This window comes from Enterococcus durans NBRC 100479 = LMG 10746 (assembly GCF_001544215.1).
Lineage (GTDB): Bacteria > Bacillota > Bacilli > Lactobacillales > Enterococcaceae > Enterococcus_B > Enterococcus_B durans.
Map to the genome: position 1 here is coordinate 1 of NZ_BCQB01000039.1, position 24,665 is coordinate 24,665.

The 24,665-nt window shown below is 36.3% G+C and carries 23 protein-coding genes and 1 pseudogene; 12 read left to right on the plus strand and 12 right to left on the minus strand.

Annotated elements, in window-relative coordinates:
- The first annotated feature begins 121 nt into the window (after window positions 1-121).
- From ED2_RS10550 to ED2_RS15035, 8 genes and pseudogenes are all read left to right on the plus strand, one after another.
- On the plus strand, window positions 122-439 hold the full coding sequence (locus ED2_RS10550; protein WP_005877447.1) for a PadR family transcriptional regulator: 318 nt from the start codon (window positions 122-124) through the stop codon (window positions 437-439).
- A complete protein-coding gene (locus ED2_RS10555) occupies window positions 432-1,046 on the plus strand; it encodes a DUF1700 domain-containing protein (protein ID WP_016177853.1) in 615 nt (204 codons plus the stop codon). Before ED2_RS10550 ends, ED2_RS10555 begins: the two co-directional genes overlap by 8 nt.
- 21 nt (window positions 1,047-1,067) lie before the next feature.
- Window positions 1,068-1,922, plus strand: coding sequence for a DUF4097 family beta strand repeat-containing protein (locus tag ED2_RS10560; RefSeq protein ID WP_016177854.1), 855 nt, complete (start codon window positions 1,068-1,070; stop codon window positions 1,920-1,922).
- 176 nt (window positions 1,923-2,098) lie between these two features.
- Entirely contained in the window at window positions 2,099-2,593 is a 495-nt protein-coding gene (locus ED2_RS10565; RefSeq protein ID WP_016177855.1) for a DUF5348 domain-containing protein, read from the plus strand.
- Between the two features lie 26 nt (window positions 2,594-2,619).
- Window positions 2,620-3,489 (plus strand): SPFH domain-containing protein, encoded by an 870-nt coding sequence (locus ED2_RS10570; protein WP_005877456.1) that lies wholly within the window; start codon window positions 2,620-2,622, stop codon window positions 3,487-3,489.
- Window positions 3,490-3,701: 212 nt separating this feature from the next.
- Window positions 3,702-4,064 (plus strand): YxeA family protein, encoded by a 363-nt coding sequence (locus ED2_RS10575; RefSeq protein WP_005877459.1) that lies wholly within the window; start codon window positions 3,702-3,704, stop codon window positions 4,062-4,064.
- Between the two features lie 7 nt (window positions 4,065-4,071).
- On the plus strand, window positions 4,072-4,824 hold the full coding sequence (locus tag ED2_RS10580; protein ID WP_005877460.1) for an ABC transporter ATP-binding protein: 753 nt from the start codon (window positions 4,072-4,074) through the stop codon (window positions 4,822-4,824).
- A gap of 13 nt (window positions 4,825-4,837) precedes the next feature.
- Window positions 4,838-6,647: pseudogene (locus ED2_RS15035) on the plus strand (ABC transporter permease).
- A gap of 69 nt (window positions 6,648-6,716) precedes the next feature.
- Here the strand turns inward: ED2_RS15035 and ED2_RS10595 are convergent.
- The 3 genes from ED2_RS10595 to ED2_RS10605 form a co-directional block, all read right to left on the minus strand.
- On the minus strand, window positions 6,717-8,870 hold the full coding sequence (locus ED2_RS10595; RefSeq protein WP_016177858.1) for a glucosaminidase domain-containing protein: 2,154 nt from the start codon (window positions 8,868-8,870) through the stop codon (window positions 6,717-6,719).
- A gap of 325 nt (window positions 8,871-9,195) precedes the next feature.
- Complete coding sequence (gene rbsR / locus ED2_RS10600; protein WP_005877467.1) at window positions 9,196-10,215, minus strand: ribose utilization transcriptional repressor RbsR; 1,020 nt, start codon at window positions 10,213-10,215, stop codon at window positions 9,196-9,198.
- Window positions 10,216-10,298: 83 nt separating this feature from the next.
- Window positions 10,299-10,904: an isochorismatase family protein gene (locus ED2_RS10605; protein ID WP_005877469.1), complete on the minus strand. Its 606-nt coding sequence runs from the start codon at window positions 10,902-10,904 to the stop codon at window positions 10,299-10,301.
- Window positions 10,905-11,070: 166 nt separating this feature from the next.
- Here ED2_RS10605 and ED2_RS10610 point away from each other — a divergent pair, with 166 nt between their 5' ends.
- The 3 genes from ED2_RS10610 to treC all read left to right on the plus strand — a co-directional run bounded on the left by ED2_RS10610 (window position 11,071) and on the right by treC (window position 16,399).
- Entirely contained in the window at window positions 11,071-11,772 is a 702-nt protein-coding gene (locus ED2_RS10610) for an ABC transporter ATP-binding protein (RefSeq protein WP_005877471.1), read from the plus strand.
- A 10-nt stretch (window positions 11,773-11,782) separates the two neighbouring features.
- Window positions 11,783-14,494 (plus strand): ABC transporter permease, encoded by a 2,712-nt coding sequence (locus ED2_RS10615; RefSeq protein ID WP_016177859.1) that lies wholly within the window; start codon window positions 11,783-11,785, stop codon window positions 14,492-14,494.
- 276 nt (window positions 14,495-14,770) lie between these two features.
- A complete protein-coding gene (treC, locus tag ED2_RS10620; RefSeq protein WP_016177860.1) occupies window positions 14,771-16,399 on the plus strand; it encodes an alpha,alpha-phosphotrehalase in 1,629 nt (542 codons plus the stop codon).
- Between the two features lie 135 nt (window positions 16,400-16,534).
- Here the strand turns inward: treC and ED2_RS10625 are convergent, their stop codons facing one another.
- A complete protein-coding gene (locus tag ED2_RS10625) occupies window positions 16,535-16,720 on the minus strand; it encodes a hypothetical protein (protein ID WP_016177861.1) in 186 nt (61 codons plus the stop codon).
- Window positions 16,721-17,023: 303 nt separating this feature from the next.
- Window positions 17,024-18,211, minus strand: a complete 1,188-nt coding sequence (locus ED2_RS10630) for an AI-2E family transporter (RefSeq protein WP_016177862.1) — start codon at window positions 18,209-18,211, stop codon at window positions 17,024-17,026.
- Between the two features lie 283 nt (window positions 18,212-18,494).
- Here ED2_RS10630 and ED2_RS10635 point away from each other — a divergent pair, with 283 nt between their 5' ends.
- Window positions 18,495-20,006, plus strand: a complete 1,512-nt coding sequence (locus tag ED2_RS10635; protein WP_016177863.1) for a zinc ABC transporter substrate-binding protein AdcA — start codon at window positions 18,495-18,497, stop codon at window positions 20,004-20,006.
- 367 nt (window positions 20,007-20,373) lie between these two features.
- Here the strand turns inward: ED2_RS10635 and ED2_RS10640 are convergent, their stop codons facing one another.
- The 7 genes from ED2_RS10640 to ED2_RS10665 all read right to left on the minus strand — a co-directional run bounded on the left by ED2_RS10640 (window position 20,374) and on the right by ED2_RS10665 (window position 24,501).
- Window positions 20,374-20,664 (minus strand): type II toxin-antitoxin system RelE/ParE family toxin, encoded by a 291-nt coding sequence (locus ED2_RS10640; protein ID WP_005877485.1) that lies wholly within the window; start codon window positions 20,662-20,664, stop codon window positions 20,374-20,376.
- On the minus strand, window positions 20,654-20,983 hold the full coding sequence (locus ED2_RS10645) for an AbrB/MazE/SpoVT family DNA-binding domain-containing protein (protein WP_005877489.1): 330 nt from the start codon (window positions 20,981-20,983) through the stop codon (window positions 20,654-20,656). The genes ED2_RS10640 and ED2_RS10645 overlap by 11 nt, the downstream gene beginning before the upstream one ends.
- A gap of 413 nt (window positions 20,984-21,396) precedes the next feature.
- Window positions 21,397-21,750, minus strand: coding sequence for a hypothetical protein (locus tag ED2_RS10650; protein ID WP_005877492.1), 354 nt, complete (start codon window positions 21,748-21,750; stop codon window positions 21,397-21,399).
- A 9-nt stretch (window positions 21,751-21,759) separates the two neighbouring features.
- On the minus strand, window positions 21,760-21,903 hold the full coding sequence (locus tag ED2_RS15720; RefSeq protein ID WP_155854546.1) for a hypothetical protein: 144 nt from the start codon (window positions 21,901-21,903) through the stop codon (window positions 21,760-21,762).
- Between the two features lie 206 nt (window positions 21,904-22,109).
- Window positions 22,110-22,358 carry a hypothetical protein gene (locus ED2_RS10655; protein ID WP_053109305.1) on the minus strand — a complete coding sequence of 83 codons (249 nt, stop codon included), beginning with the start codon at window positions 22,356-22,358 and terminating at the stop codon, window positions 22,110-22,112.
- A gap of 124 nt (window positions 22,359-22,482) precedes the next feature.
- A complete protein-coding gene (locus tag ED2_RS10660) occupies window positions 22,483-23,211 on the minus strand; it encodes a LytR/AlgR family response regulator transcription factor (protein ID WP_005877495.1) in 729 nt (242 codons plus the stop codon).
- Between the two features lie 12 nt (window positions 23,212-23,223).
- A complete protein-coding gene (locus ED2_RS10665; RefSeq protein WP_005877497.1) occupies window positions 23,224-24,501 on the minus strand; it encodes a sensor histidine kinase in 1,278 nt (425 codons plus the stop codon).
- Window positions 24,502-24,665 lie beyond the last annotated feature (164 nt).

Genomic DNA, 24,665 nt, shown 5'->3' on the forward strand with positions numbered 1-24,665 from the left:
GGCGTTTATTCTTTTTAAGAAGGACTATTGTCCCAGACTCTTTTTTTGTTACAACTAATATTATATATGGTATAGTATTGGAGAGAAAATATTATTGTAATCTATAGAAGAAGGTGAAGGAATGCACATCCAAGTTCCGACGATATTGCTTGATGGGACAGTATTAGCTGCTTTAAGCAAAGAAGACATGTATGGTTATGCATTGACCAAAATCGTACAAGAAAGTTTATCTGTAAGTGAATCTACTATGTATCCAGTATTACGCAGATTGAAAAAAGAAGGTTTTTTAGAAACATATGATGAACCGTTTGAAGGAAGAAATCGCCGTTATTATCGATTGACTTCATTAGGGCATAATCAATTAGAGGATATAATTGATGAATGGATCGTGTTTCGAGACTCTCTAAATCGACTATTGGAGGATAATAAGCATGAATGAATATTTAGATGAAGTATTTAATGAACTTCAAGAACTCCCTGAGGATGACCGTTTCGATCTAATCCAATATTATGAAGAATATTTTTTAGATTCTGGTAAGACGATGGAGAAGATCCTTGAAGAATATGGCACCCCTAAACAGTTTGCACTGAAATTAAAAATCAATTATTTCTCTGAATTGGATGATTCCAATGGAGGAAAAGTCAATACGAAAAGCTCAAAACGACAAGTACGTTTGATTTGGATGGTCATCATCGGGTTATGTGCTTCACCGTTATTGATTCCTCTCGCAATTGGTTTTATTGCAGTTATTTTCGGATTGATGCTGGCTTTGCTATTGCTCATCGTAGCAATCTATGTTGGGTGTATCTCTATTCTAGGTGTAGGATTGTTTGCGATCATTTCGGGTATTGGTGTTTTGGGACAATCTGTGACTAGCGGACTATTCTATGTTGGAATGGGCTTGTTTGCGACGGGAAGTGTAGTATTCTTTGTTCTAATATTATTAAAATTAACAAAACTATTGTTCCAGATGATGATGAATTTTGTGAAATGGCTAGGAAGACGATTTGTCACAAACAGAACGATCCATCCTTCAAAAATATAGTAGAAAGTAGAGGTGAAAAAAATGAAATTGAAGCATTTTTTACTAGCGGGAATTGGATTGATGGTTACTGGTGGATTGCTTGCCGGAGTAACTTATGCGTATGGTGCCCAAAAAAATTTAACATGGGAAAATGGACCAAAATTGATCGAAATGACGCAAGAGACACAAAAGATCAGCGCAGATAAAAAAATCGATCGATTGGAGATCTCCGCAGAAAATCAAGCAGTTATAATCAAGCGTGGACTAGATTTCGAGGTAACAACTGTTCACGAAAAGAAATCTAAACCGATTATTTTAGTAAAGGACAATACTTTAGCTATTGCTGGTAATGAAAAAGAACGGAATACATTGATCAGTGTGGAAGATGACACAGCAAAAATCATCATCACGATTCCTAAAAACATCGTTCTTTCAGAAATAAAGATTGAAGGAAACAACAGTCCAATCGAATTAGATGAAGTAAAGAGTAACGCTATCAGCACGAATACGTATGGTGGGGCACTTACACTTACGAATATTGACGCAGACAAGCTTACAGCAGATGATAAATTAGGATCGATCTATATCAATGACGCAACGATTCAACAAATGGCTGTATCAACCAGTGACAGTCAACTTTCTTTGGAAGGCTTAGCAGCAAGTACCAAGGGCAAGATCGACTTACAAAATAGCCATCTAGATCTTTATGAAATGGAAGAAAATAATCTGGATATCCAACTTTCTGGTGACTCTCATCTTGAAAAAAATGGTGAGGAGATAACTACAGAATCATTTGGTCAAAAGGATAAAACGTTAACGATAACTGGTCAAAATAGTGTCGTACAGATATTAGACGATACGGAATCAGATTATGACGATTATAATGACTATGACTAAAAAGTGAGTAGGTCATTCTGTTCTTATAATAAACTGAATAGTATTTAGTAGACAGCGAAGAACGAATTACTGGATTCTTCGCTGTTTTTCCATCGCTTAACTGTCAAAACTATAGTAAAATAGGGGATGCGAGAGAAATATACAAATACATAGATAAAATAAGGTGGACGAGTCCAATGAAAATAGATGAATCAAAACGTCAGAAACTAGAGATAGAATTAACAAAATTACATAACGAAATAAAGAGTCTTAGTGAAAATTATTATGACGTATCAAACGAGCGTGTCATGATCGATTATCCTAAAAATTCAGAAGGTCGTCAGATGGAACAGGTGTACAATGAGGTATTCAAAAATCTATTGAAAGTGAAAAAAGAACTGGATTATTATTCTTTGCCGATTTTAGATACGGGAATCTTGAAGTATGACCAAGAAAAAGAGCGATTCATTTTTAAATCTGTTCGAGAGAATTTAGTTCTATCTGCAGGAATGGATCTAGAAATCTTAGTAGAGGATTATTTTACGGAAGAAAAACATTGGGTGCGAACAAGTTTAGAGTATCTTCCACAAGCTGCTGGAGGTCCACAGACACAGGGGTGGTATATCACTGAAGACAAAGAGTTAGAGCTTGAAGGTGCAATGGCGCGAATTAGAAAGAAACAGTTCACATAAAATATTGGTTGAAAGAAGGAAAAAGAATGAAAGAGAAAAAAGCAGTTTATGTCAATGGATATCTCGGGTTAGTAGGTTTGATCATATTGGTTGGAGCTGGGGCGGTCTTGTTCTATTTGGGAATGACGAATTCCAGTACTTTTGCAACGGTTATTGGCTTTATTTTTTTCTTTATAGCACTTATTTTACTTAGCTCGGCAACAGTGGTCAGTCCTAATCAAGCAAAAGTCATCTTGTTCTTTGGACAATATATCGGAACGATTAGAGAAAGCGGCTTTTTCTTGACTGTTCCTTTTGCACAAAAAATAAGTATTTCGTTGAAAGTACGCAATTTCAACAGTTCAGTTTTGAAAGTCAATGATTTAGATGGTAATCCGATCGAAATATCTGCGGTCGTTGTTTTCAAAGTCGTGGATACGGCGAAGGCACTTTTTGATGTCGCTTATTATCATGATTTCGTGGAGATCCAAAGTGAAACAGCGATCCGACACATTGCTAGTCAGTATCCCTATGATACATTCAATGATGACGATCTAACCTTGCGGGGAAATACGACAGCAGTTTCAGATGAATTAGCACAGGAACTGCAAGAACGTTTATCCGTTGCAGGAGTAGAAGTAATAGAAACTAGACTGAATCACTTGGCCTACGCAACAGAAATTGCTAGCGCAATGTTGCAGCGACAACAAGCAAAAGCTATTTTATCTGCTAGACAGACGATTGTCGAAGGTGCTGTAACAATGACTCAAATGGCATTAGAGCAAATCGAAGAAGGACAAGAAATCAATTTTACGGATGATCGGAAAGTGCAACTCATCAATAATTTGCTTGTTTCCATCATTACGGATAAAGGTACGCAGCCAGTGATCAATACTGGAAGTCTGCAAGAAAAATAGAAAATAATTTTGAGCGTGGAACGAATAAGTTTGTTTCACGCTTAAAATCCGAATAAAAGGCTGAAGCAGAAGCAATCACTTCTGTTTCAACCTTTTTTCGTGTTATTGTAGTAGAAATGACAAATTTGAAAGAAACTCGACAGTTGAATCGAAGGTAAAGACCAATTTATTTTACTATAATGAACTTATCAAATTTGAAAGAAGGAGAAGAAATGAAAAAACTTCTAATTGGTCTGGTCGCTTTTGTTATCATTGCTTTTGCAGGTATGAAGGTGGCAGACTACGTTGTTATGGGTGGCGATAGCTACTACGTACAAATAACGACGAATGGCGAAAAAGAAGTCAGCAAATCCGATAACGGCCAACAATATGTTGGATATAAATATAGTCTGCCAGGTTATGATGCAGATGGAAGCAAAAAAACATTAGAATTTAGAGGGCAACAACCACGTCCATTGAGAAAAGGTGCCTATCTAAAGATCACCTGGAATAAAAATAAAGGGGTAACTTCGTATGAAGAAGTTCAAAAGGAAGATATTCCAAAGACAGCCCAAGAAAAATTAAGTAAAGGATAGAGGATAAATGGAAAAAATCGTTGAGGTTCAAAATGTAACAAAAGTATACGGTAAAAACAATGAGAAAAAGACTCAAGCACTGAATGGAATCAGCTTTGAAGTAGAAAAAGGCGAATTCATTGGTATAATGGGTGCTTCTGGTTCTGGTAAATCCACACTATTGAACATTTTATCTACATTAGATAAACCTACTGAAGGATCGATTCGAATCAATCAAAAAGATGTGACAAAATTAAAGGGAAATCAATTAGCTGATTTTCGATCAAAAGAAATCGGATTTATTTTTCAAGATTTCAACTTATTAGAAAATTTAACTGCTCAAGAAAATATTGCAGTTCCACTTTCTTTACAAGGTGTTCGGGCAAAAGAGATCAAACAGCGAGTGAAAAAAATTGCTGAACGTTTATCGATTTCTCATATTTTAGAAAGTTATCCGTCTGAAATATCAGGTGGTCAAAAACAACGGGTTGCTGCAGCGCGGGCCTTGATTACCCAACCTACGATCTTATTAGGTGATGAACCAACAGGTGCTTTGGATTCAAAAAGCGCTCGTGATTTGTTGGATACGATGGAAGAACTAAATACCAAAGACGAGGTGTCGATTCTTTTGGTTACCCATGATCCTTTTTCAGCAAGTTATTGTCAACGCATTTTATTTATCAAAGATGGGGGCATTCACCAAGAAGTGAAGCGCGGAGACCAAAGTCGAGATTCTTTTTATCGACAAATCTTATCCATTTTAGGAAATTTGGAACAGTAAGGGGGAAAAGAAAATGCTTTGGAAACTATCACTTACTGGAATCAAAAGTCGATTAAGGGATTACATTGTCTTGTTTTCAGGTTTAGTTATGGCATCTGCCATCTTTTATATGTTTGAATCGATGGCAAGTAATAAAGATTTTTTAACACATAATTCATCCTTGTCGATGACAGTGATCATCTTTCAGATAGGCTCTGTTTTATTGGGGATCATCACATTTGTCTACATTCTTTACGCAAATTCATTTTTGATGACGATGCGGCAAAAAGATTATGCGATGTTCATGATGTTGGGTGCAAAAGGAAGAAAAATTGCACAAATGATCTTTTCGGAAACATTTATCGTTGGGATAGTGGCTACAGTAGTTGGTTCTGTCTTGGGTGTAGGGCTTACTAGTATCGTTCAAAAATTACTAGTCGATCAATTAAATGTTACGATCACCCATTTTTCACCTTTGAATCTAAAAGGATTGATTATCACATCCATCTTTTTTGCAATCTTGTTTTTACTTGCAGCATTTGTCAATGCATTCTCAATTGTAAAAAAACCGATCTTGACACTGATACGTGCAGATCAAACACCAACTAGAATGAAACAACATAAGTTTTTTTTTTTTACTAGAAGTTATTCTAGGAATTGTTTTCTTAGGTATTGGTTATTATATGATGGCACATGTACTAGAATACCAGTTAATGGCTATTGTCGTAGCTTTAGTAACAATTGTTCTAGGTACTTATTTCATTTTCCATTCGGTTATTATTTTCTTCTTGTCGTTATTGAAGAAAACAGAAAGTATTTCAATGCGTAAATTGAATAATTTTACGTTGTCACAATTAAGTTTTAGAATTCGTGAGTATACTCAAATGTTGTCGATGGTAGCGATGCTGTTAGCTTTAGCTTTGGGTGCGTTGACTGTTGGATTAGGATTTAAGAATGAGATTATGACATTCACAAATAAGGTTTCTGCTTATGATGTCATTTTGAACAATGCACAAAAAGTAGATCAACAAAAAGTTTCTGATTTACAGTTGAAGGTCAATGCGACGTATGCTCAAAAAGAAGATGCACAATATGTGTATTACAATTATAGTGACTTTGAAAAAACACCTTTGAAATATATTTCAAATAATGGGAATTCAATCAATGACTCAAAAATCGCAGAAGTAAGTGCAAAAGATCTAGCGGAGCAGTTGCCGATGCAAGATGAATTGCGTTCGTATGAATTACCAGAACAACAAGGTAAAGAAATCAAAGTAGTGCAGTCAACGGAATTTGAACAATTGAATCTTCCTCAAACGACACTGCAATTGGTTCAAGTGAAAGATTTTGTTGCTGATCTAGATCAAATTGAAACATTGGTAAAAGAAAACAGCGAGAACAATCCAACGTTGCAAACTAATGATGCAAGCTTCAATCAAAAATTCACCATGTATCAACTGTTCAACGGTATGTATTCTGGTTTTGAATTTATGGGCTTCTTCCTAGGTATCGCCTTCTTGACGATGTTGGCAAGTTGCTTGATGTTCAAGATCCTTTCAGGAAGTAAAAGTGACATCAGCAGATATGAAATGTTGGAAAAAATCGGTGCTAAACGTAATCTATTGAAACAGTCCATCCGACGAGAAATTGGCGTGCTTTTCCTAGCACCAGGTATCTTAGGTGCAATACACGTTATTTTCGGTTTAGAGATGTTTACAGTATTGATGAGTGATCCGTACCATGATATCTGGATTCCATTTTTGATTTTCTTTGTTTTATACTTTGTTTATTACGTCTTGACTACATGGCTATACACAAGTATCGTTTTGAAAAGAGAAAAATAAATGAAAGAAGAACCTACAGTATGCGGGTCGACTTTGTAGTCGGTTCGCATATTGTAGGTTCTTTTTAGCTTATTTGAATTTGCTTTGGATCCATAGTAAGTTATCGATCGTTAAGATGCTTAGTAATGGAACTGTATCTGCTTTGACCTGGACCACTGGAGTTTGAGGGATTTCTCTAGCGGATAGTCGTTGGAGTACCTCAAAGATCGTCAATACTTTAGTTGTAGAAAAATAGTCAGGTTTTTTAGCTGTTCGTTTGAAGTTTGAAACATCTAAGTTTGTCAGTGACATTTCATTTTTATTCCATGAAACTGGCACAACGAATGACTCTTTTTTAGTAGATGTTTCAACAACTGATTTTTCTTCTTTCTTAGGCTCATCATATTTTGTCAGATCATATGCTTTGATGATCGCATTTAATTTATTTGCGTATTGTTTATCTGTCGCATAGCGGCCTTCTAGATATTTTGTTGCTTCTTTATAGGTTTTTGCTTCTGATTTCCATGTGGGTTTATAAAAATCTTTGTTATGAGACAATCCATTTTTGATTAATTTTGCATAATCTTCTAGACTTTCTTTATAAGATGGATATTGGCGGAAAGATGCTCGGATTTGGTAGTTTGAACCCGATTCGTCTTGTTCTAGTGTATTGAATGAAACACTTTTTCCTTGATAATCCCCTTTGATACCAAACAGATTAAAGTTTGGTTCACTGGATAATAAGCTGTTTCCTGAGCCACTTTCTAGAATTGCTTGAGCCATCATAACGGAAGCGTAGATACCGTCTTTTTGTCCGATTTCTTGAGCACTATCGGCAATTTTTTTCAAAAATTGATCAGTCGTTTGATTTTTTGAAAAGTTGAAATCTCCAAGGCCATCTAAAATAGATGAATTTGCTAGAGAACCATTTGCAATTGGTAAACCTGCAATATTCACACGGACAGCGAAATCAGGTGCATAATCGGCGATCGAAGTGATCCGTACTTTATCACCTGGTTGAGGTGCATGGATGTATAAGCCGTTTCCAAGATAGATACCAACGTGATGTGTAACACCAGAAGAAGGTCCCCAGAATACTAAATCTCCAGGCTGTGCTTGGTCCACAGGAATTTGCGTACCGGAATATTGTTGTTCACCAGTCCAGCCACCAATATAGTGACCTGTAGCTTGCATGTAAACATAATAAGCTAGACCGGAACAATCAAATGTGGATGGACCTTTTGCACCCCAAACATAGGGACTACCTAAATACTTATAAGCTTCTCTGACGATTGCCTGTTGGACAGCAGTCGTGTTGGCTGGTAAAAGAGATTCAATCGGTGTTTTGACAACAAAATCAGAAGAATTAGTTCCCGGATTTTCGATGCCTGCTTGACCTGTTGAACCAGAAGGCTGTTGGTTGTTAGATTGACTATTAGAGCCACCGCCATTGTTTGCGGAAACAACTGAGTCATTGTTTGTAGCAGTCGAAGGTTTTGACTGATTGTTCGAATTTCCATTTGGTTTGCTAGAATTACCAGGATTTCCATTATTGCCACTGTTTTGGTTTGTTGATCCACCAGTATTCGAACCATTAGAAGATCCAGTTGAGCCTCCGTTTGATCCTGTTGATCCGCCATTCGATGTTTCTGTAGTTGATTCGAATTTAGCAGAAAGTGTCATGTCGATGACGCCAATAGTAAAGGTATGTTGCTGATAGTCGACTTCTTGCGCACCGTTCACTTCGAAAGAGACTAATTTTTCATCTTTTGAAGGGGTGATTTCATAGGCAATCTTAGTGCCCTCTTTCAATCCTCTAACTACTCCAGATGAATCAATCGTCAATTCTTTTTCTTCTGTAGTGTCTGTAGCGATGGTACTTAATTTGATTTTTCCTAATAAGGTCGGATCAATCGTAACTGTACGCGTAGCTGTTTCTTCTGTTGACCCATCTGGTGATTCTGATGAATCAGTAGTAGACGATTCGGTTGTAGATGACTCAGTTGTAGAAGAACTAGTAGACGATTCAGTCATCGAAGAACTTGTTGTGGCTGTTCCAGTAGAAGATGAATCAGTTAGATCTGAACTGGTAAGAGTGGAAGAGTTTGTCGTTTTTTGGGCGACGATTGAGCTTTCAGTTGTCTGTGCCGATTGTTCATCTGCAAACACAGACTGTGTCGACAAAATAGTTGGAGCAATCAGCCATGATGTGGCGAGTAGGCGTATTGCTTTATTTTTGTTCATAATCAGATACTCCTTTTCTTTTAAACGTTTAGTAGCGTAGTCTTTTATTTTTCATAACAGCAGTGAATTTGTACTTTCAGTAAATTGACTCTGCGTTTGCCATTCGATAAAAGCACTGAGTCGTTACTCTCAATGCTTTGATATTCAGTATAAGGCACTACCATTTATTTGTTGGGGGAACAAATGGGGGGAAATGGTCATGCTAATTAAATTGTACCAAAGGTGGAGCAATTCTACAAAATATTTGTAAAAATAACGGGCGTAAAACGTAAAAAACTTGTCAAAACATGAAATTTGTCGCACATGTTTTGGCAAGTTCCTCTTGTTATGTTTTTTTTAATGGAGCAGTCGAAGCTCTTTTTTCTAATTTTACAGGTAATAGTTCTTCTTCCCATTCCTTAGTGGGCGATTGGATCCGCGATAATAATAATTTAGCAGAAGCTTTGCCCAACTCAACGATTGGTTGTGCGATAGTGGTGAGTTTAGGTTTAACATATTCACACATGTCGATGTTATCATAGCCGATGATACTGTAATCATCAGGAATTGATTTACCTTTCTCCTCCAGTCCGCGATAAAGACCAAAAGCTAATTCATCATTCAATGCGAAAATTGCAGTTGTCGCAGATTCAATGATGCTTGGTACAGCTTGATACCCACCTTGCTTGGAAAACAGTGTGGGCAATAGCAGTAACTGATCGTGAGAATATTGGTAGAAGTCTAATGCGTGTTTGAATCCTTCAATTCGTAGCTGGATATTTTCTGGTGGATTCTCAGGGTAAACAAGCGCAATATTTTCATGGCCTAGCGATAATAAATGAACACCTGCAAGATATCCACCACGAAAATCATCTGTTCGGACAGAGTCACTGAATCCATGTGATTTTTTTTGATCGAGCACGATGTAAGGACGTCCATGCTTTTTTAAATTTTCATTGATTGCTGATGTCGAGATGGCAGAAGTGGCGATGATGAATCCATCTACTCCACGTCGTGTAAGTTCAGCTAGATACTCAATTTCTTTTTGATGATCAGAATCAGCATTGCATAGGATCGTCACAAAATGTTGCTGATACAAAACCTCTTCGATTCCCCGCATCAATATATTGAAAAAAGGGTTCGTGATGTCTGGAACGAGGACACCGATAGTTTTTGTTTCTTTTGTGATCATCTGGCGGGCAAGATAATCGGGCTGATACCCTAATTCCTTTTTTGAAGCAAAGACTTTTTCGACCGTTTTTGGACTAAATTTTGCTTCATTACCATTTAAAATCAATGAGACAGTAGCAATCGATACACCAGAGTGTTTCGCTACGTCTTTGATCGTTATCTTTTTTTTCCCCATACTTACTACTCCTATCTAGCTATTAACGCTATTTTCCCATGAAAAATGAAAGAAGTAAATGGAAAGAATGCGTAGTTGCACCATTATTCCTTCGCCTTTTCGATTGCTGAAATAACTTCTTTCGTAGAACGGATTCGGACCGTTTTAGGGAAGATTTTTTCAAAAAAGACGTGATGTAACTCAAGATCTCTATCTGCACAAGCATCTTCGACCACGATGACATGATAGCCATGTTGAAATGCGTCTAACGCAGTTGCGTATACGCCATTAGACGTAGCAACGCCAGACAAAATAATCGTGTCGATTTGACGGCGGCGAAGCTGGAGATCTAAAGAAGTACCAAAAAAAGCGCTAGGATTGTATTTTGTGACGGTCAATGTATTTGTTGTATCCTCTAAATAGGGAGCTAACAGCAAATCTGTAAATTCCTTTGGGATAACAGGGACTGCTGCTTGTTTAGCTAATTCGTTTTTAGTACTCAAATAGCGGAATTCAGTGATATCTACATTGACTAAGACATTTAACGCGTCAGTATTTTTCAAGTGTTGTGCCAGTTCTACATTATTTGCTAAAACAGTAGCGGCATCATTAGGGAACAATTGTCCTGAACCGAGAATCCCTTTTTGAAGATCAATCGCGACAAATGCGGTATGATCAAGTACAAGGTCAAGTGACTTTATTGTATTCATGGTTGTCCTTCTTTCAAAAATAGATTGTTTCCCTGTAAGTAAATCATATTTTGTTTATTTGTCAATGAATACTTGTTCCTGCCTTTAGTCTAGTAGCGTTCAATGGTAGAATAAAGAGAAGAAAACGTATACGAAAAAGAAATATCGTGAAGATAGGAGAATACGAATGGAGTATGTAGAAGTAAAAAACGAGTTTAAGCGCTACAAAATGGGAGAAACAACGATCACAGCGAATGAAGATATTTCTTTCTCCATTAAAAAAGGTGAACTGGTGATTATTCTTGGACCAAGTGGGGCGGGAAAATCAACTGTTTTAAATATATTAGGTGGTATGGATCAACCAGATGAAGGACAAATCATTATTGATGGGATAGATATTGCGCAGTTCAATGACAAACAATTGACAGCCTATCGAAGAACAGATGTTGGTTTTGTGTTTCAATTTTATAATCTTGTTCCTAATCTGACTGCCAAAGAAAATGTCGAACTTGCTACTGAAGTTTCACCGGATGCACTAGATCCAGAAGAAGTGTTGGGGCAAGTAGGGTTAGCCCATCGTTTGGAAAATTTCCCTTCACAATTATCTGGTGGTGAGCAGCAACGTGTTTCGATTGCACGGGCACTAGCCAAAAATCCAAAACTATTGTTGTGTGATGAACCAACTGGGGCGTTAGATTTTGAAACAGGAAAACAAGTGTTGAAACTATTGCAAAATGCCAGTAGAGAGCATGGAAATACAGTGTTGATCATCACACATAATTCTGCTTTAGCTCCAATCGCAGACCGAGTGATCCGTATCAATGATGCAAAGGTCCGCTCCGTTGAAATCAATGATACTCCTTCATCCATTGATGATCTTGTATGGTAAGGAGATAGTTATGAAAACAAAAACATATCTTAAAGCAAGCTTTAGAGAAATAAAGCAGTCAAAAGGACGATTTATTGCGATTGTGTTGATCATTATGCTAGGAACGCTACTTTTCGTAGGAGTTAAAACAGCTGGTCCAGTCATGCAAAAAACGATGGATCACTATGTTGATCAGAAAAATTTGTCGGATCTACAAGTGATTTCCACAGCTGGATTGACTGAAGACGACTTGACACAAGCCAAAAAAATCCCCCATGCGCAAGTTGAGACAGGCAAACAGATCTATTACGCAAATGCCCAAAAAAACGAAGTGGCACAGATTTTCTCGTATACGGATACCGCAAAACAAAATAAATTGAAGGTTGTTGAAGGGCATCTACCTGAAAAACAAGGGGAAATAGTCTTAGACGAAAAAGCCAAAAATTCAGGCTATAAAATAGGGGATTCTTATACGATCGATTCCGAAGATCTAGTTCAAAAAGAATACAAAGTCGTGGGTTTTGTGCGTTCTCCCTTATTTATCAATAATTTAGAACGTGGTTACGCAAATGTTGGTAACGGAAGAGTGGATTACTTTGCTTATCTGCCAGAATCAGACTTCAACACAACGATTGATTCCGTTATCTATCTTACATTCACCAATGTTACAGATTTAGATACTTACAGCCAAGCCTATGAAGATCGAATGGCTAAAAATCAGGAAACTGTTGAAACAATCTTTCAGGACAGACCAACACAACGGCTGGATGAGCTCAAAAAACAAGCAACAGCAGACTTACAACCTGCGAAACAAAAAATCGAGGATAGCCAAAGTCAATTGGATGCAGCAGTTAGCCAACTTGAGTCTGCAAAAACACAAATGACGCAACAAATGGCGGCAATCGAGCAACTGCCTGAAGCACAGCGTGACACAGCTTTGAACCAGCTTTCTGAACAGCAAGCACAATTAGCGCAACAAGAACAAGCATTAGCAGAACAACAGCAAAAACTCACTGAATCAGAAGAGACGATCAAAGAAAAACAAGAGAAAATCAATACGTTAGAAAAGCCGACCTACCGTTATCAGGAACGATCTGAAAATGTTGGCTTTCAGGAATTTGGAGATCTAGCTGAACGTATTGCTGCTATTGCAAATGTCTTTCCAGTATTTTTCTTCTTTATTGCGGCATTGATCACTTTTACGACGATGACACGAATGGTCGAAGAAAATCGCAGAGAAATTGGTGCGTTAAAAGCATTAGGCTATACAAAATTGGAGATTGCCAAAAAATATGCGATTTATGCCACACTTGCTTCTGGAATTGGCATACTTTTAGGAACGGTACTGGGAACCAATTTGTTGCCAAGAATCATCTTTGAACTGTCAAATGAGCAATATGATATTGGTTCAGCCGTTATCTTTTATGATTGGGCGCCAATTATTCAAGCAGCAGTTGCTTTCTTTATTGCAGCGTTTGGCGCGGCGATGATTGTTTTATTTAAAGATCTACGAGAAAAGCCAGCTGCTCTTCTCCAACCCAAAGCACCAAAACCAGGAAAACGGATTTTGTTAGAGTATATTAAGCCACTGTGGTCTCGACTTAGCTTTAATCAAAAAATCAGTTATCGCAATCTTTTTCGATATAAATCAAGAATGCTGATGGCGATTATCGGAATTGCTGGTTGTGCGGGTTTGATGGTAGCCGGAGTAGGGCTGAAAGACTCGTTAAGTTCGGTTTCCGAGAAACAATTCGGACCAATCACAGACTATCAAGCAATTGTCACGATCGACCAAAGCGCTGATAAAAGTGCAGATACAGCAAAACAGACATTAGAAGACGATCCTAAGTTCAAGGCGCTTCTCGCGGTCGACATGCAGACACTTGAGTTGCGGGAAAAAGGGCAAGCCTCGCAAAGCCTGACGATGATTGCACCAAAAGAGAAGAACCAGCTAGAAAACTTTATCCATCTGCTAGGAACAGATGGACAAGCTCGGGAATTACCGAATGATGGTATCGCGATCACACAAAAAGCGGCGGAGTTGTTTGGTCTAGCTAAAGGCGATACTGTTTCTTTATACACAGATGATCAAAAAGAGTTAAAAGTAAAAATCCGTGAAGTTTTACAGAATTATTTAGGGAATTTTGTTTATATGAGTGCGGACTATTACCACAAAGTATCGGGAAAATCTGCTGAAACAAATGCTTTTTTAGTTCAAACAGCTGCTATGACAAAAGACCAAGAGGATCATTTATCAGAAAAATTATTAGAAACGGGTAGCGTGACGAACACCTCCTTTGTTTCAAAACAAATAGAAACACAGGAAGAATCTATGGCAAACTTAGATTCCGTTGTTTTGATCTTTGTCGTTTTATCTGGTTTATTAGCGTTTATTGTATTGTACAATTTAACGAACATCAACATCTCCGAGCGGGTACGTGAATTGTCTACGATCAAAGTACTAGGATTCTTCGATAAAGAAGTGACGATGTATATTGTTAGAGAAAACATTATTTTCACCTTGCTTGGTATTATTGGTGGATTTGGTATTGGGTATGTATTGACGGACTTCATTTTAAGACAAGCCTCTATGGAAAATGTCATCTTTCCATTAGTGATTACTTGGAAAGCTTATGCACTTTCAAGTATTTTAACGATCTTGTTTACCGTGATCGTAATGATCGTGACTCACTTCAAGTTAAAACATATCAATATGATCGATGCACTAAAATCAAATGAATAGAAGGAAACAAAATTGTAGAATGTTTCGTTCTAAAAGCCTGTGCAACTCGCAATCGTCGTTTATTTGCGAGTTGTGCCGGCTTATTTTTTTGACCATTGTCTCTTTGAATAGTGAACGGTCTCAAAAAAGAGGTGCTCTTTCTTTTGAGTGAGTCGTTGTCTAAAGGATTTGGAGAACTATTGAGCAAAAGTTTTACAAACGCTTCCTTTTTGGTTATAATGAATTTAGAAACTTGTATATATAAGTTGGCGATCAGTTGATTGGAGGCAAATCAATATGACATTCAAAGACAAAGTCATTTATCAAATTTATCCTAAATCTTATCGCGATAGCAATGGTGATGGGATTGGCGATCTAGCAGGCATCAAAGAAAAACTTCCTTATCTACATGAATTGGGCATTGATATGATCTGGTTGAACCCTATTTACCCAAGTCCGCAAAAAGATAATGGGTATGATATTTCCAATTATATCGCGATCGATCCTCTTTTTGGAACAATGGAGGAATTTGAATCATTAGTAGCTGAAGCTAAAAGTTATCAGATCGAAATAATGTTGGATATGGTATTGAATCATGTGTCGATTGAACATGAATGGTTTCAAAAAGCTTTAGCAGGTGATCCATTCTATCAAGATTTTTTTATTCTAAGAGATGAACCAACTGATTGGATATCTAAATTTGGTGGGAATGCTTGGGCGCCTTTTGGGGACAATGGCAAATACTACTTGCATTTATATGACAAAACACAAGCAGACTTAAATTGGCGAAATGAAGCGGTCCAAGAAGAGTTATTCAAGGTCGTTCGTTTTTGGATGAGCAAAGGAGTCAAAGGCTTCCGTTTTGATGTTATCAATGTCATTGGAAAAGATGAAGTTTTGAAAAACAATTCAGAGAACCAAGGTAAACCAGAATACACGGATAAACCAATCACCCATACGTATCTTCAACGGTTGAACAAAGAAACATTTGGTCAAGACGCAGAGATCATCACTGTAGGCGAAATGAGTTCAACAACCGTTGAGAACTGCATTTTATATACAGAACCGAGTCGGAATGAACTTTCCATGGTTTTCAATTTTCATCATCTGAAAGTTGATTATGAAAATGGGGACAAGTGGACCACTCCGCCGTTTGATTTTGAAGAATTAAAACGATTGTTCCATACTTGGGGAGAAGAGATGAGTGGTGGGAATGGTTGGAATGCTTTATTTTTGAATAATCACGACCAACCGCGTGCACTGAACCGTTTTGTAGCAGTTGATGCCTACCGAAAACAAGGGGCAGAAATGCTAGCAACTATGATTCATTTAAATCGGGGAACGCCTTATATCTATATGGGCGAAGAAATCGGCATGATCGATCCTGACTTTGATTCGGTTGCTGATTATGTGGATATCGAATGTTTAAATGCGTATCAGCTATTACTGGAAAAAGGCTTATCAGAAAAAGAAGCTTTCCGCCGGATCAAAGCCAAATCAAGAGATAATTCACGTACACCGATGCAGTGGACAGCCGGTGAAAACGCTGGGTTTACATTGGGAAAACCATGGTTAAAGGTAGCAGAAAGCTATGGGGATATCAATGTTGAAAAAGAGCTTGCTTCTCCGCAATCTATTTTCAATTATTATCAAAAATTGATCCGATTGAGAAAGCAGTATCCAGTAATTTCCTTGGGAAGTTATCAGGCATACCAGCCGGAACATCCACAAGTATATAGTTTTTTACGGCAATATGAAGAAAAGAAAGTAATCGTATTTACTAATTTCTACGGTAAAGAAACGACTATTTCATTACCAGAAGAATTTTTAGACTCCAAGATATTGATCGATAATTACGATGGAACAATCGTTGAACGTGAGTTGAAATTGAAACCATATCAAGCCATTGCATTATTGAAAGAATAACTAGAAAAATACTCGAAATAGGTTACTTCAAAAAATAGTTCTTTATCAAGAAAAACGGATGCGTTGCGTAAGAGGTACAAATGAAGAGGCTAGGACAAAAGTAAGAAACACTTCTGTCCTAGCCTCTTTTCAAAATCAACCTTTTTTTATTTTCATTATTAGTAGTCCTAAGTAAAAGATCACTAAAAAAAACAACGTGATTGGAGCCCAGATTGCAATATATCCGCCGTAAAATAATGGGATAGAAACTATTGCCAGACAGCTAAACATGATTTGCAACCTAGACATGATAACGGTTTCTTTAGCGAATTTACTCTCCATTTTTTTTACTCCAGTAAAAATAAATTATCTTTATTATACGCTATTATTTTAGTTTTTATCGCCTTTAATGTACAAAGTTTCTCCATAAAGGAAAATGTCATTATTTTGCAAAAAAATTGCAGTTTTACAAGCACAAGGTGCGAGAGAAAGTAGGGCATTGATAATCACTGTTTTTTTTATACCTAAAATGAAAAATGGGGCTAAAGAATCAACTCTGATTTTTCAGCCCCATAAATCATAGAGACAAAAATTGTAGTTCTCTTTACTCAGTAGGATTATCTCATTTTTGTACCTAATTTATAGTTATTCTTTATCTAGGTAATCTTTCTCTGAAAAATCTGCTTTTTGATAAACACCTTGATCACCGTAGAACTTGTTGTAGCGTTGCTTGAATTTCCTAAAAGTAAAGACGACAAGCAATTTGATCAGCGTGTAGATCGGAATACCAAAAATGACACCCATAAGTCCTAACAAATCACCCATGACTAGTAGAACGATCAGAATCGTAATCGGATGGATCTGTAAACGATTGCCCATCACTCGCGGAACGACTAGATCGCCATGGAGTAGTTGCACGATAAACCAGACAAGGATAAATTTTATCGCCATAAACGTTGAATCCTGAAAGGCAATAAATAGACCAGGAAAGAAGGCGATAAAAGGACCGATATAGGGAATAATACATAGAATACCTGCAGCAATCGCTAATATACTTGCGAATTCTAAACCAATCAATAAAAAAGTCACCCAATAGACAGCACCTAAAATGAAAGAAGCGATGATTTGTCCTTTCAAAAATGCACCGAGTTGCTGATTGGCGATTTTTGTCAATGTTTGAAAATCCGTACGGAATTTAGGTGGAACGATTCCTAAGACTGATTGATAAAATTTATGAGGATCTTTCAATAGGAAAAAGGCAATGATCGGGCCAGTAAATAATGTAATAAAAGTAGTGGTGACTGCTGAAAAGATGTTCCCTAAACTCTTAGCCCCGCTTTCCCAATAATCTCCAATGAAGGAGGTAAAATTTGAAGTAAGATCATCAATAGATGAAAAAAATTGATTGAACGCATCTGAAAATGGTGTTTGCGCCAAAAATTGTTTTAGTGTCTGCTGAAAATCAGCGAATAAGTCCGGGAAACTCGCAATCAGTGTTTTAGCCTGATGCTGCAGAAATGGGATCAGCCAGATGCTTCCTAGTCCGATCAGCATCAAAATAACGATATAAACAATAACCACTGATAGATTTCTGGATAGTTTTTTATTCAAACGTTTGATTAAAGGATCTAATAAATAATATAGAATTAAAGCAAATAAAACAGGTGGTAAGGCAGTAGCAAAAATCACAATAAATGGTTTAAAAACAAAGCCAACCTTTTGGAAAATGTAAATGACTAAAGCCAACATGATCAATAAACCTAAAACATAGTAAGAAGTTTTTCCCCCTAAAAACCGTATGAACCGTGAATTTTCTTTGGATTTATTTTCCACTTTTTTTCTCCTTTCTAATAAGTCAGAACATCTCAAACAAGTAAGTACATAAAAATTTTACTAAAGTGAGAGATGATTTATTTCATTATAGTCGGAAATAGGGCCAAAAAGAAAATGATAAAGGTTCGGATGTTCAAATCAACGATTAAATAACCAAAAAATACTTGACCTATGTTTTAGAGATATGCTAAATTTATTCTTGTTATTAAAACGTAACGATTACGATTTAATGGAGTTAATCGTAAAAGAACAAAGAAAGAAGATGAGAAGGAGTGTAACAAAGATGAGACGTTTGATTGGTTTGTTAAGTGGGGTATTATTAGTTGGTCTCCTTGCTAGTTGCGGAAGTAACCAAGAAGCTGGGAAAAATGAAGAGCTGCAAGTGTTGACAACCTTTTACCCAATGTATGAGTTCACTAAAGAAATCGTTGGGGAAGAAGGAAATGTGGAATTATTGATCCCCGCAGGAACAGATTCACATGATTATGAACCATCCGCTAAGGACATGACTAAAATCCAAAATGCAGATATATTTGTCTATAATGATGAAAATATGGAAACATGGGTTCCAGCAATTCAAGAAACCTTGCGGGAAGGGAAGGTATTGTCGATCAAAGTAACAGAAGGAATGCTTTTATTGTCAGGTAGTGAAGACGGACATGATCATACTCATGAAGGGGAGGGGCATACCCACGAATTAGACCCTCATGTTTGGTTGGCGCCAAGTTTAGCAGTGAAACAGGTTCAGACGATACGTAATCAATTGATAAAACAATACCCAGAAAAAGAGGAAGTTTTTACAAGTAATGCGGAGAACTACCTAACAAAACTACAAAACCTACACCAAAAATATCAAGATACCTTGGGGCAAGCAAAACAAAAATCATTTGTTACACAACATGCAGCGTTCAACTATTTAGCATTGGAGTATGGGCTAAAGCAACTGGCAGTTACGGGCTTATCTTCAAGCGAAGAACCTTCTGCTTCTCGAATATCAGAATTAAAGGAATTCGTAACGGAACATGGGATCAGCACTATCTATTTCGAAGAAAATACGAAAGGTAGTATTGCTAAAACACTAGCGAATGAAGCAGGAGTTTCTTTAGAGGTACTTAATCCGTTGGAAGGATTGACGAAGGAACAAATGGCACAGGGAGAAAACTACCTTTCGATCATGGAGAAAAATCTGAGAGCGTTACAAAAAACGACTGAAACAGAGAATCCCCTTGAAGATAGATGGGAACAGGAAGAAAAGACCGTATACAACGGCTACTTTGAAGATTCGGCGGTCAAAGACCGTACGTTATTGGATTGCAACGGTGCGTGGCAGACAGTAGATACTTATCTTGAAAATGGAACACTAGATCCAGTTTTTGAATACAAGGCAAAAGTGAATCCAGAAAAGACGGCGAAAGAGTATAAAGAATACTATAAAGTTGGCTATCACACAGATGTTGCAAAGATAACGATCAAGGGGAACGAGTTGACATTTACATTTAAAAATGGCGAAGTGAAAAAAGCAGAATACCGTTACAGTGGTAAAAAAGTGTTGGATTATCAGACAGGTAACCAAGGTGTACGCTATCTATTTGAGGCGAAAGAACCACAAAATAGTGCATATCGCTATGTCCAATTCAGTGATCATTCAATCGAGCCAAGTGATTCAGAACATTTCCATATCTATTTAGGGAATGAGAGTCAAGAGAAGTTGTTAGAAGAAATGGAGAATTGGCCGACTTTTTATCCAGCACAAATGAATGGCCAGGAAATTGCACAAGAAATGATGTTGCATTAAACAAAAATTCCACTTGAAACAAAGTAGTTGTGAGATAGTACATTAAAAAATAGTTCTATAATCGGAGTGGGACAATAGTCCTTCTTAAAAATAAAATAAGCCTAATTTTGATATGTGAAGTGAGCTCCCAAAGGTAGATTTTTGGTCTAAGTTTGGGGGCTCACTTGGATGTGTCCTATGGGCTTTTTTGATTGGCTTAAAACAACACTATTTGACTTAGAGCCTTAAAAAGACGGTGACAGTTATTAACTTTTTTCAAACCATCTAACTCCTGTCAAAGTGTTTAGATGGTTATTTTTTTGGTTTTTATGGTCAATAATCAACAAAACTAACACGTGCCTATTCCTTCTAAAAAGACAGAAACTTATTATTCTTTTATATTCTTTAACTGCTCATAGAAATTTTCATGGGTTCCACATAACAATACAGGAATAACCATATTTTCTTCAATTTCATAAGCAATTCTATAAGTAGTTCCTGCATACGTAAATCCCCTAGACCAAATACCTGATAAATCCCCAGTTTTTTGACTTCCTGAATATGGATTAATTGCAATCTCGTCATAAATAATATTTAAAAATTTCTCTTTTAAAGGCTTTTCTTTTATCTTTTTTAGATACTTAATGACATGTTTTGAAGGAACGATCTCATAACCCAATTTCTTTTGCCAACTCCTCTTTAGTCATAGCCTTAGAATTAGTAAGTGTATCTGTAGCAATATTACTAAAAGAAGAAACCATTTTGTTTTTTCTATTCTTAAACTCTACAAGGATTTTATCTTTATCGTAGCCTTCTGCGATTATATCAGACAAAATATCTTCACTAAAATCAAAGAATTCCTTTTGTGGTTCAACAAATTCATAAAGAATGCCATTTTCTACAAGTTTTGCCTCGACTTCTACTCCATTCGGAATATTAAAGTCTTTAGGAACTGTCAACATAATAGAATTACCTTGTTTTCTTGTTTTTGTAATCATATATACTCCTCATTTCCAATAAATAGTAATTACTTAGTAAGTACATCGTAACAAAAAAAGAGAGTAATTACAAGTAATTACCAGAGGATTGAAAATGTTATTTATTTAGTTAGTATACATAATGTGTATACTACCAAGTACCAGTGTTACCAAGCCCTTTTACATCCAACTTTGTGAAATGAAATTGGTCTAGTTAAAAATGATAGATCCTTACTCATTTTCTCTTTTTAAAAGTTTGTGAAATTACTCAATTTAAAAATAACCTATTCGTTATATTTTGACGTTTTTTCAGCGCGTTTTAACGGATAATCCCCCACACAAAATTCTGAAATGACCTTAGAATCTCTCTCTCATTTTCTAATCCTTAATAAATTAACATAATCACAGTTTATCACTTACTCCACTCAAAACAATTATTTCACTCTATGAGCAATTCTTCGATAAAAAAATGGACCAACAATCAAAAGAAAGATACCTAAAACAATAAGATATGTTCCTAGTGTAATATTTAATCCCTCAACACTTAATAAGTCCCCAATCTTTATTGGCAGATAAAAACTTAGAAAAACTAAAGTAAAATATCTTACTTTTGCCCATCCTCTACCAATAGGAAAAGCTTTCATAACAATAAAACCTAACAGAAACTCAAAATAATGATTAGAAAGAATAAATGAATGATTTCTTTTAAAAATAAATTCGATAACACCCATTAAAAGAAATACACCTACAAATATACTTATTATAGATTTAGCATCCGCTTTTTTCATGTTTCCCCCTTACATCGTCTTATATTGTGTTCCAATATCTACTGCTTTAGAAACATTCCATACATCTCGAATATACAAACCAATCCAACCATTTCCACTTGTATCTAATGCAGCAGCAACCGCAGAACCAGTAAACAAACCTTTTGCATCCATATAATCAAGCAGTAGCCTAGCTTCTGACCTCGCAATACAAAAAATTCCAGCTATAAAAGTTACTAAAGCTGAAACACCAAAATTAGTAAGTGTTGAAAAAACATGAATTCCTATTGCAAATTTGGATGTCTCCAAGATCTATAGGACGATTGTGGTGTAATTCTACCTTTAAAATTCTCATCCTTCGTAGCTAACGGATAACTCTCTCATGTAACTTTGTTTTTCCCATTATATCCTTTTGCAGTTTTCTCTACAATAACCTCTTTATCTGTTCTAGTAACGGCTACCGTTTCGGAAGCTACAAAATTTGAAAATTCAGCAACTAAAACCTTGTTATCACTATCGACTACCTTGCTGATTTTGTTACTTCCCTCATACTGACCAAAATCATAAAAAGAATCGCATTTGGTTTTAGAACCTTTCGTCACCTTAGAAAGAGAATTCTGATCTAGCAAGATTTTTGCGAAATCATTTAATCACACAAAAAAGGAAACGCCGGAACGTCTCCTTTTCATGATTTAATTCAAAGCAACACTATTTGACCTAGAGCGTAAAAAAGAAAGGGGAGTTATTATAAAGTTAAGAAATCAGTTTTTTTAGACCACGGACAGAAGCGGGGATCACTTCACCATTAGCTAAAGTGATTTCACGGGTCTTCTTATTGATCGTCCGAACATTTTGTGTGTTGATCACATAAGACTTATGACAGCGAATGAAATGCTGATTCATTTTTTCGATTTCTTTGATTTTATCGTAAAATTGCATTTGCGCATGTGTCAAATGGACTTCTAATTTATGCGGTGTACCGGGTGACGTCGAAAAATATTGAATATCTTTGATTGGTAAAAACTTTATTTCATCGTTGAATTCGATTTTAAAAATATCTTTTTGAAGAGGTGTAGTTTGGACATCCTCGAAAATCTTGCTCAAAATCCGTTCGACGTTTTCTTTTAGGTCAAAGACATCTTCTTTGATAATATAATCAGTTGGTTCGATATTGCTTTTCAGGATAGTCATCGAAAGATCCGTGTGGGAAGTCACATAGATGATTTTCCCTAATGGATCGAGATCCCGTATATGTTTGCCGATCATGATACCGTCTAGCTCACTATCTTTTAATTCAATGTCTAAAAAATAAATGCCAAAAGATGAGGTGCGAACTCTAGCAGCTTGAAGAAGTTCCATTGGATCGGAAGTAGCTACATGGACATAACTATCCAAATTTTCAATCATGATTCGATTTTTGATTACAGCAGAGATTACTTCTAATTGCTTCATGTCATCTTCGCAAATATAAATGGGAATCATAAATTTACTCCTTTATTTCATTTGTATATAAATTGTTTGAGAAAAACGTTGGTTTTCAATCGAAGTTTCCAAAAAGATATAAGGATTTAGCTTGGTTAATTCATCAAGGATGAATAATCCCAACCCTTCATTTTTTGGATTGCTTTTAGTTGAAAAGCCTTGTTGTTTCAGTTTGTTCAGGGGAAGAGTATTCAAAGTAGTATTTATTACACGGATAATCACCGAGTTATTCTTTTTAAGTACGATCAATTCTATTTTTTTCTTTTTAGTAATCGAAGCACCTTCAATAGCATTATCTAATATAATCCCTAACATACGAACAAGGTTGACCGTATGCTTTTTATCAAGCTTGATTTCATCAGGAAATACAAGTTGAACAGACAAGCCTTTTTCTTGCGCCATCATAAGCTTCAAAGAAAGCAAACTTCTTATATCCCGATTCTTCATATTGTCTAGAAGACTGAGATTAGCTGGGAAAAGTTGCATCATTTGCCGAGTAGGTAAGATATTTTGATCATAATACTTTCGTAATCCGTCAAGATCCCCCTCCTCAAGATAGCTATTCATCGAAAAAAGTAAGTTCTGATAGTCATGCTTAAATTCCCGTAAATCTTGGTAGTTCTTTTCAAGATCTTTGATATAGTCTTGTTGAAGTTGAATCCGTTGTTCTAATAGTTGGTCTGCCATTTTTTTATTCGAAATTTTCCAATAGTAGACAAGGATGATTACACCAAAACAAAGATAAAATATAAAGAAACTGGTATTTAAAGCTAAGACTTCAGGAGTTTCGCCAGAAAAACGGGTGTAAAAGATAATGATATAGTATGTAAATAATATCAATGTACCAATTATGCCAATCATTCGACGATCTAATCCATAGAATCTCTCTAAAGCTTTCTTAAAGCCAAATGCTAGTAAGGCTGCCAAAACAGCAGATACGACAATATGAAAGTATTGTAAAGAATCTCCAGGTTCAATCACCGCTGATTCCAAAACAAAAAAATCACTGATGCTAGCCAAATGATCTCCTAAAAGTGATGTCAGCAGTCCCCAAGGAAGCGCATAAATCAACCGTTGCGGTGAAGACGTAAAGAAGAAAAATGTAAGCATCAGCATTCCAATAGCAAATAAGGCAGTAAAAATCCCTAAAGTCGGATAAATAAAACCTAGTAAGAAACAAGATAGCAGGATGACTCCTGCAAAAAAGATTTTATTTTTAATTTGGTGTTCAATGAGTAATATACAAATCGTATAAATCAAGTATTGCAACGCTATGGACCATAAAAACATAAAGTACCGCTCCCATTGATTTTTTCCAAATTATAGCATAACTAGTTAATTATTTTTTTAATTTTTCAGGGATTTTAAATTCTGAGCTCATACCGAAGCAGCAGCCAGATACAAAAAAGTCAGATAAGTTGGTAAGTTGTTTAATGATTGTTTTTTTCATAACG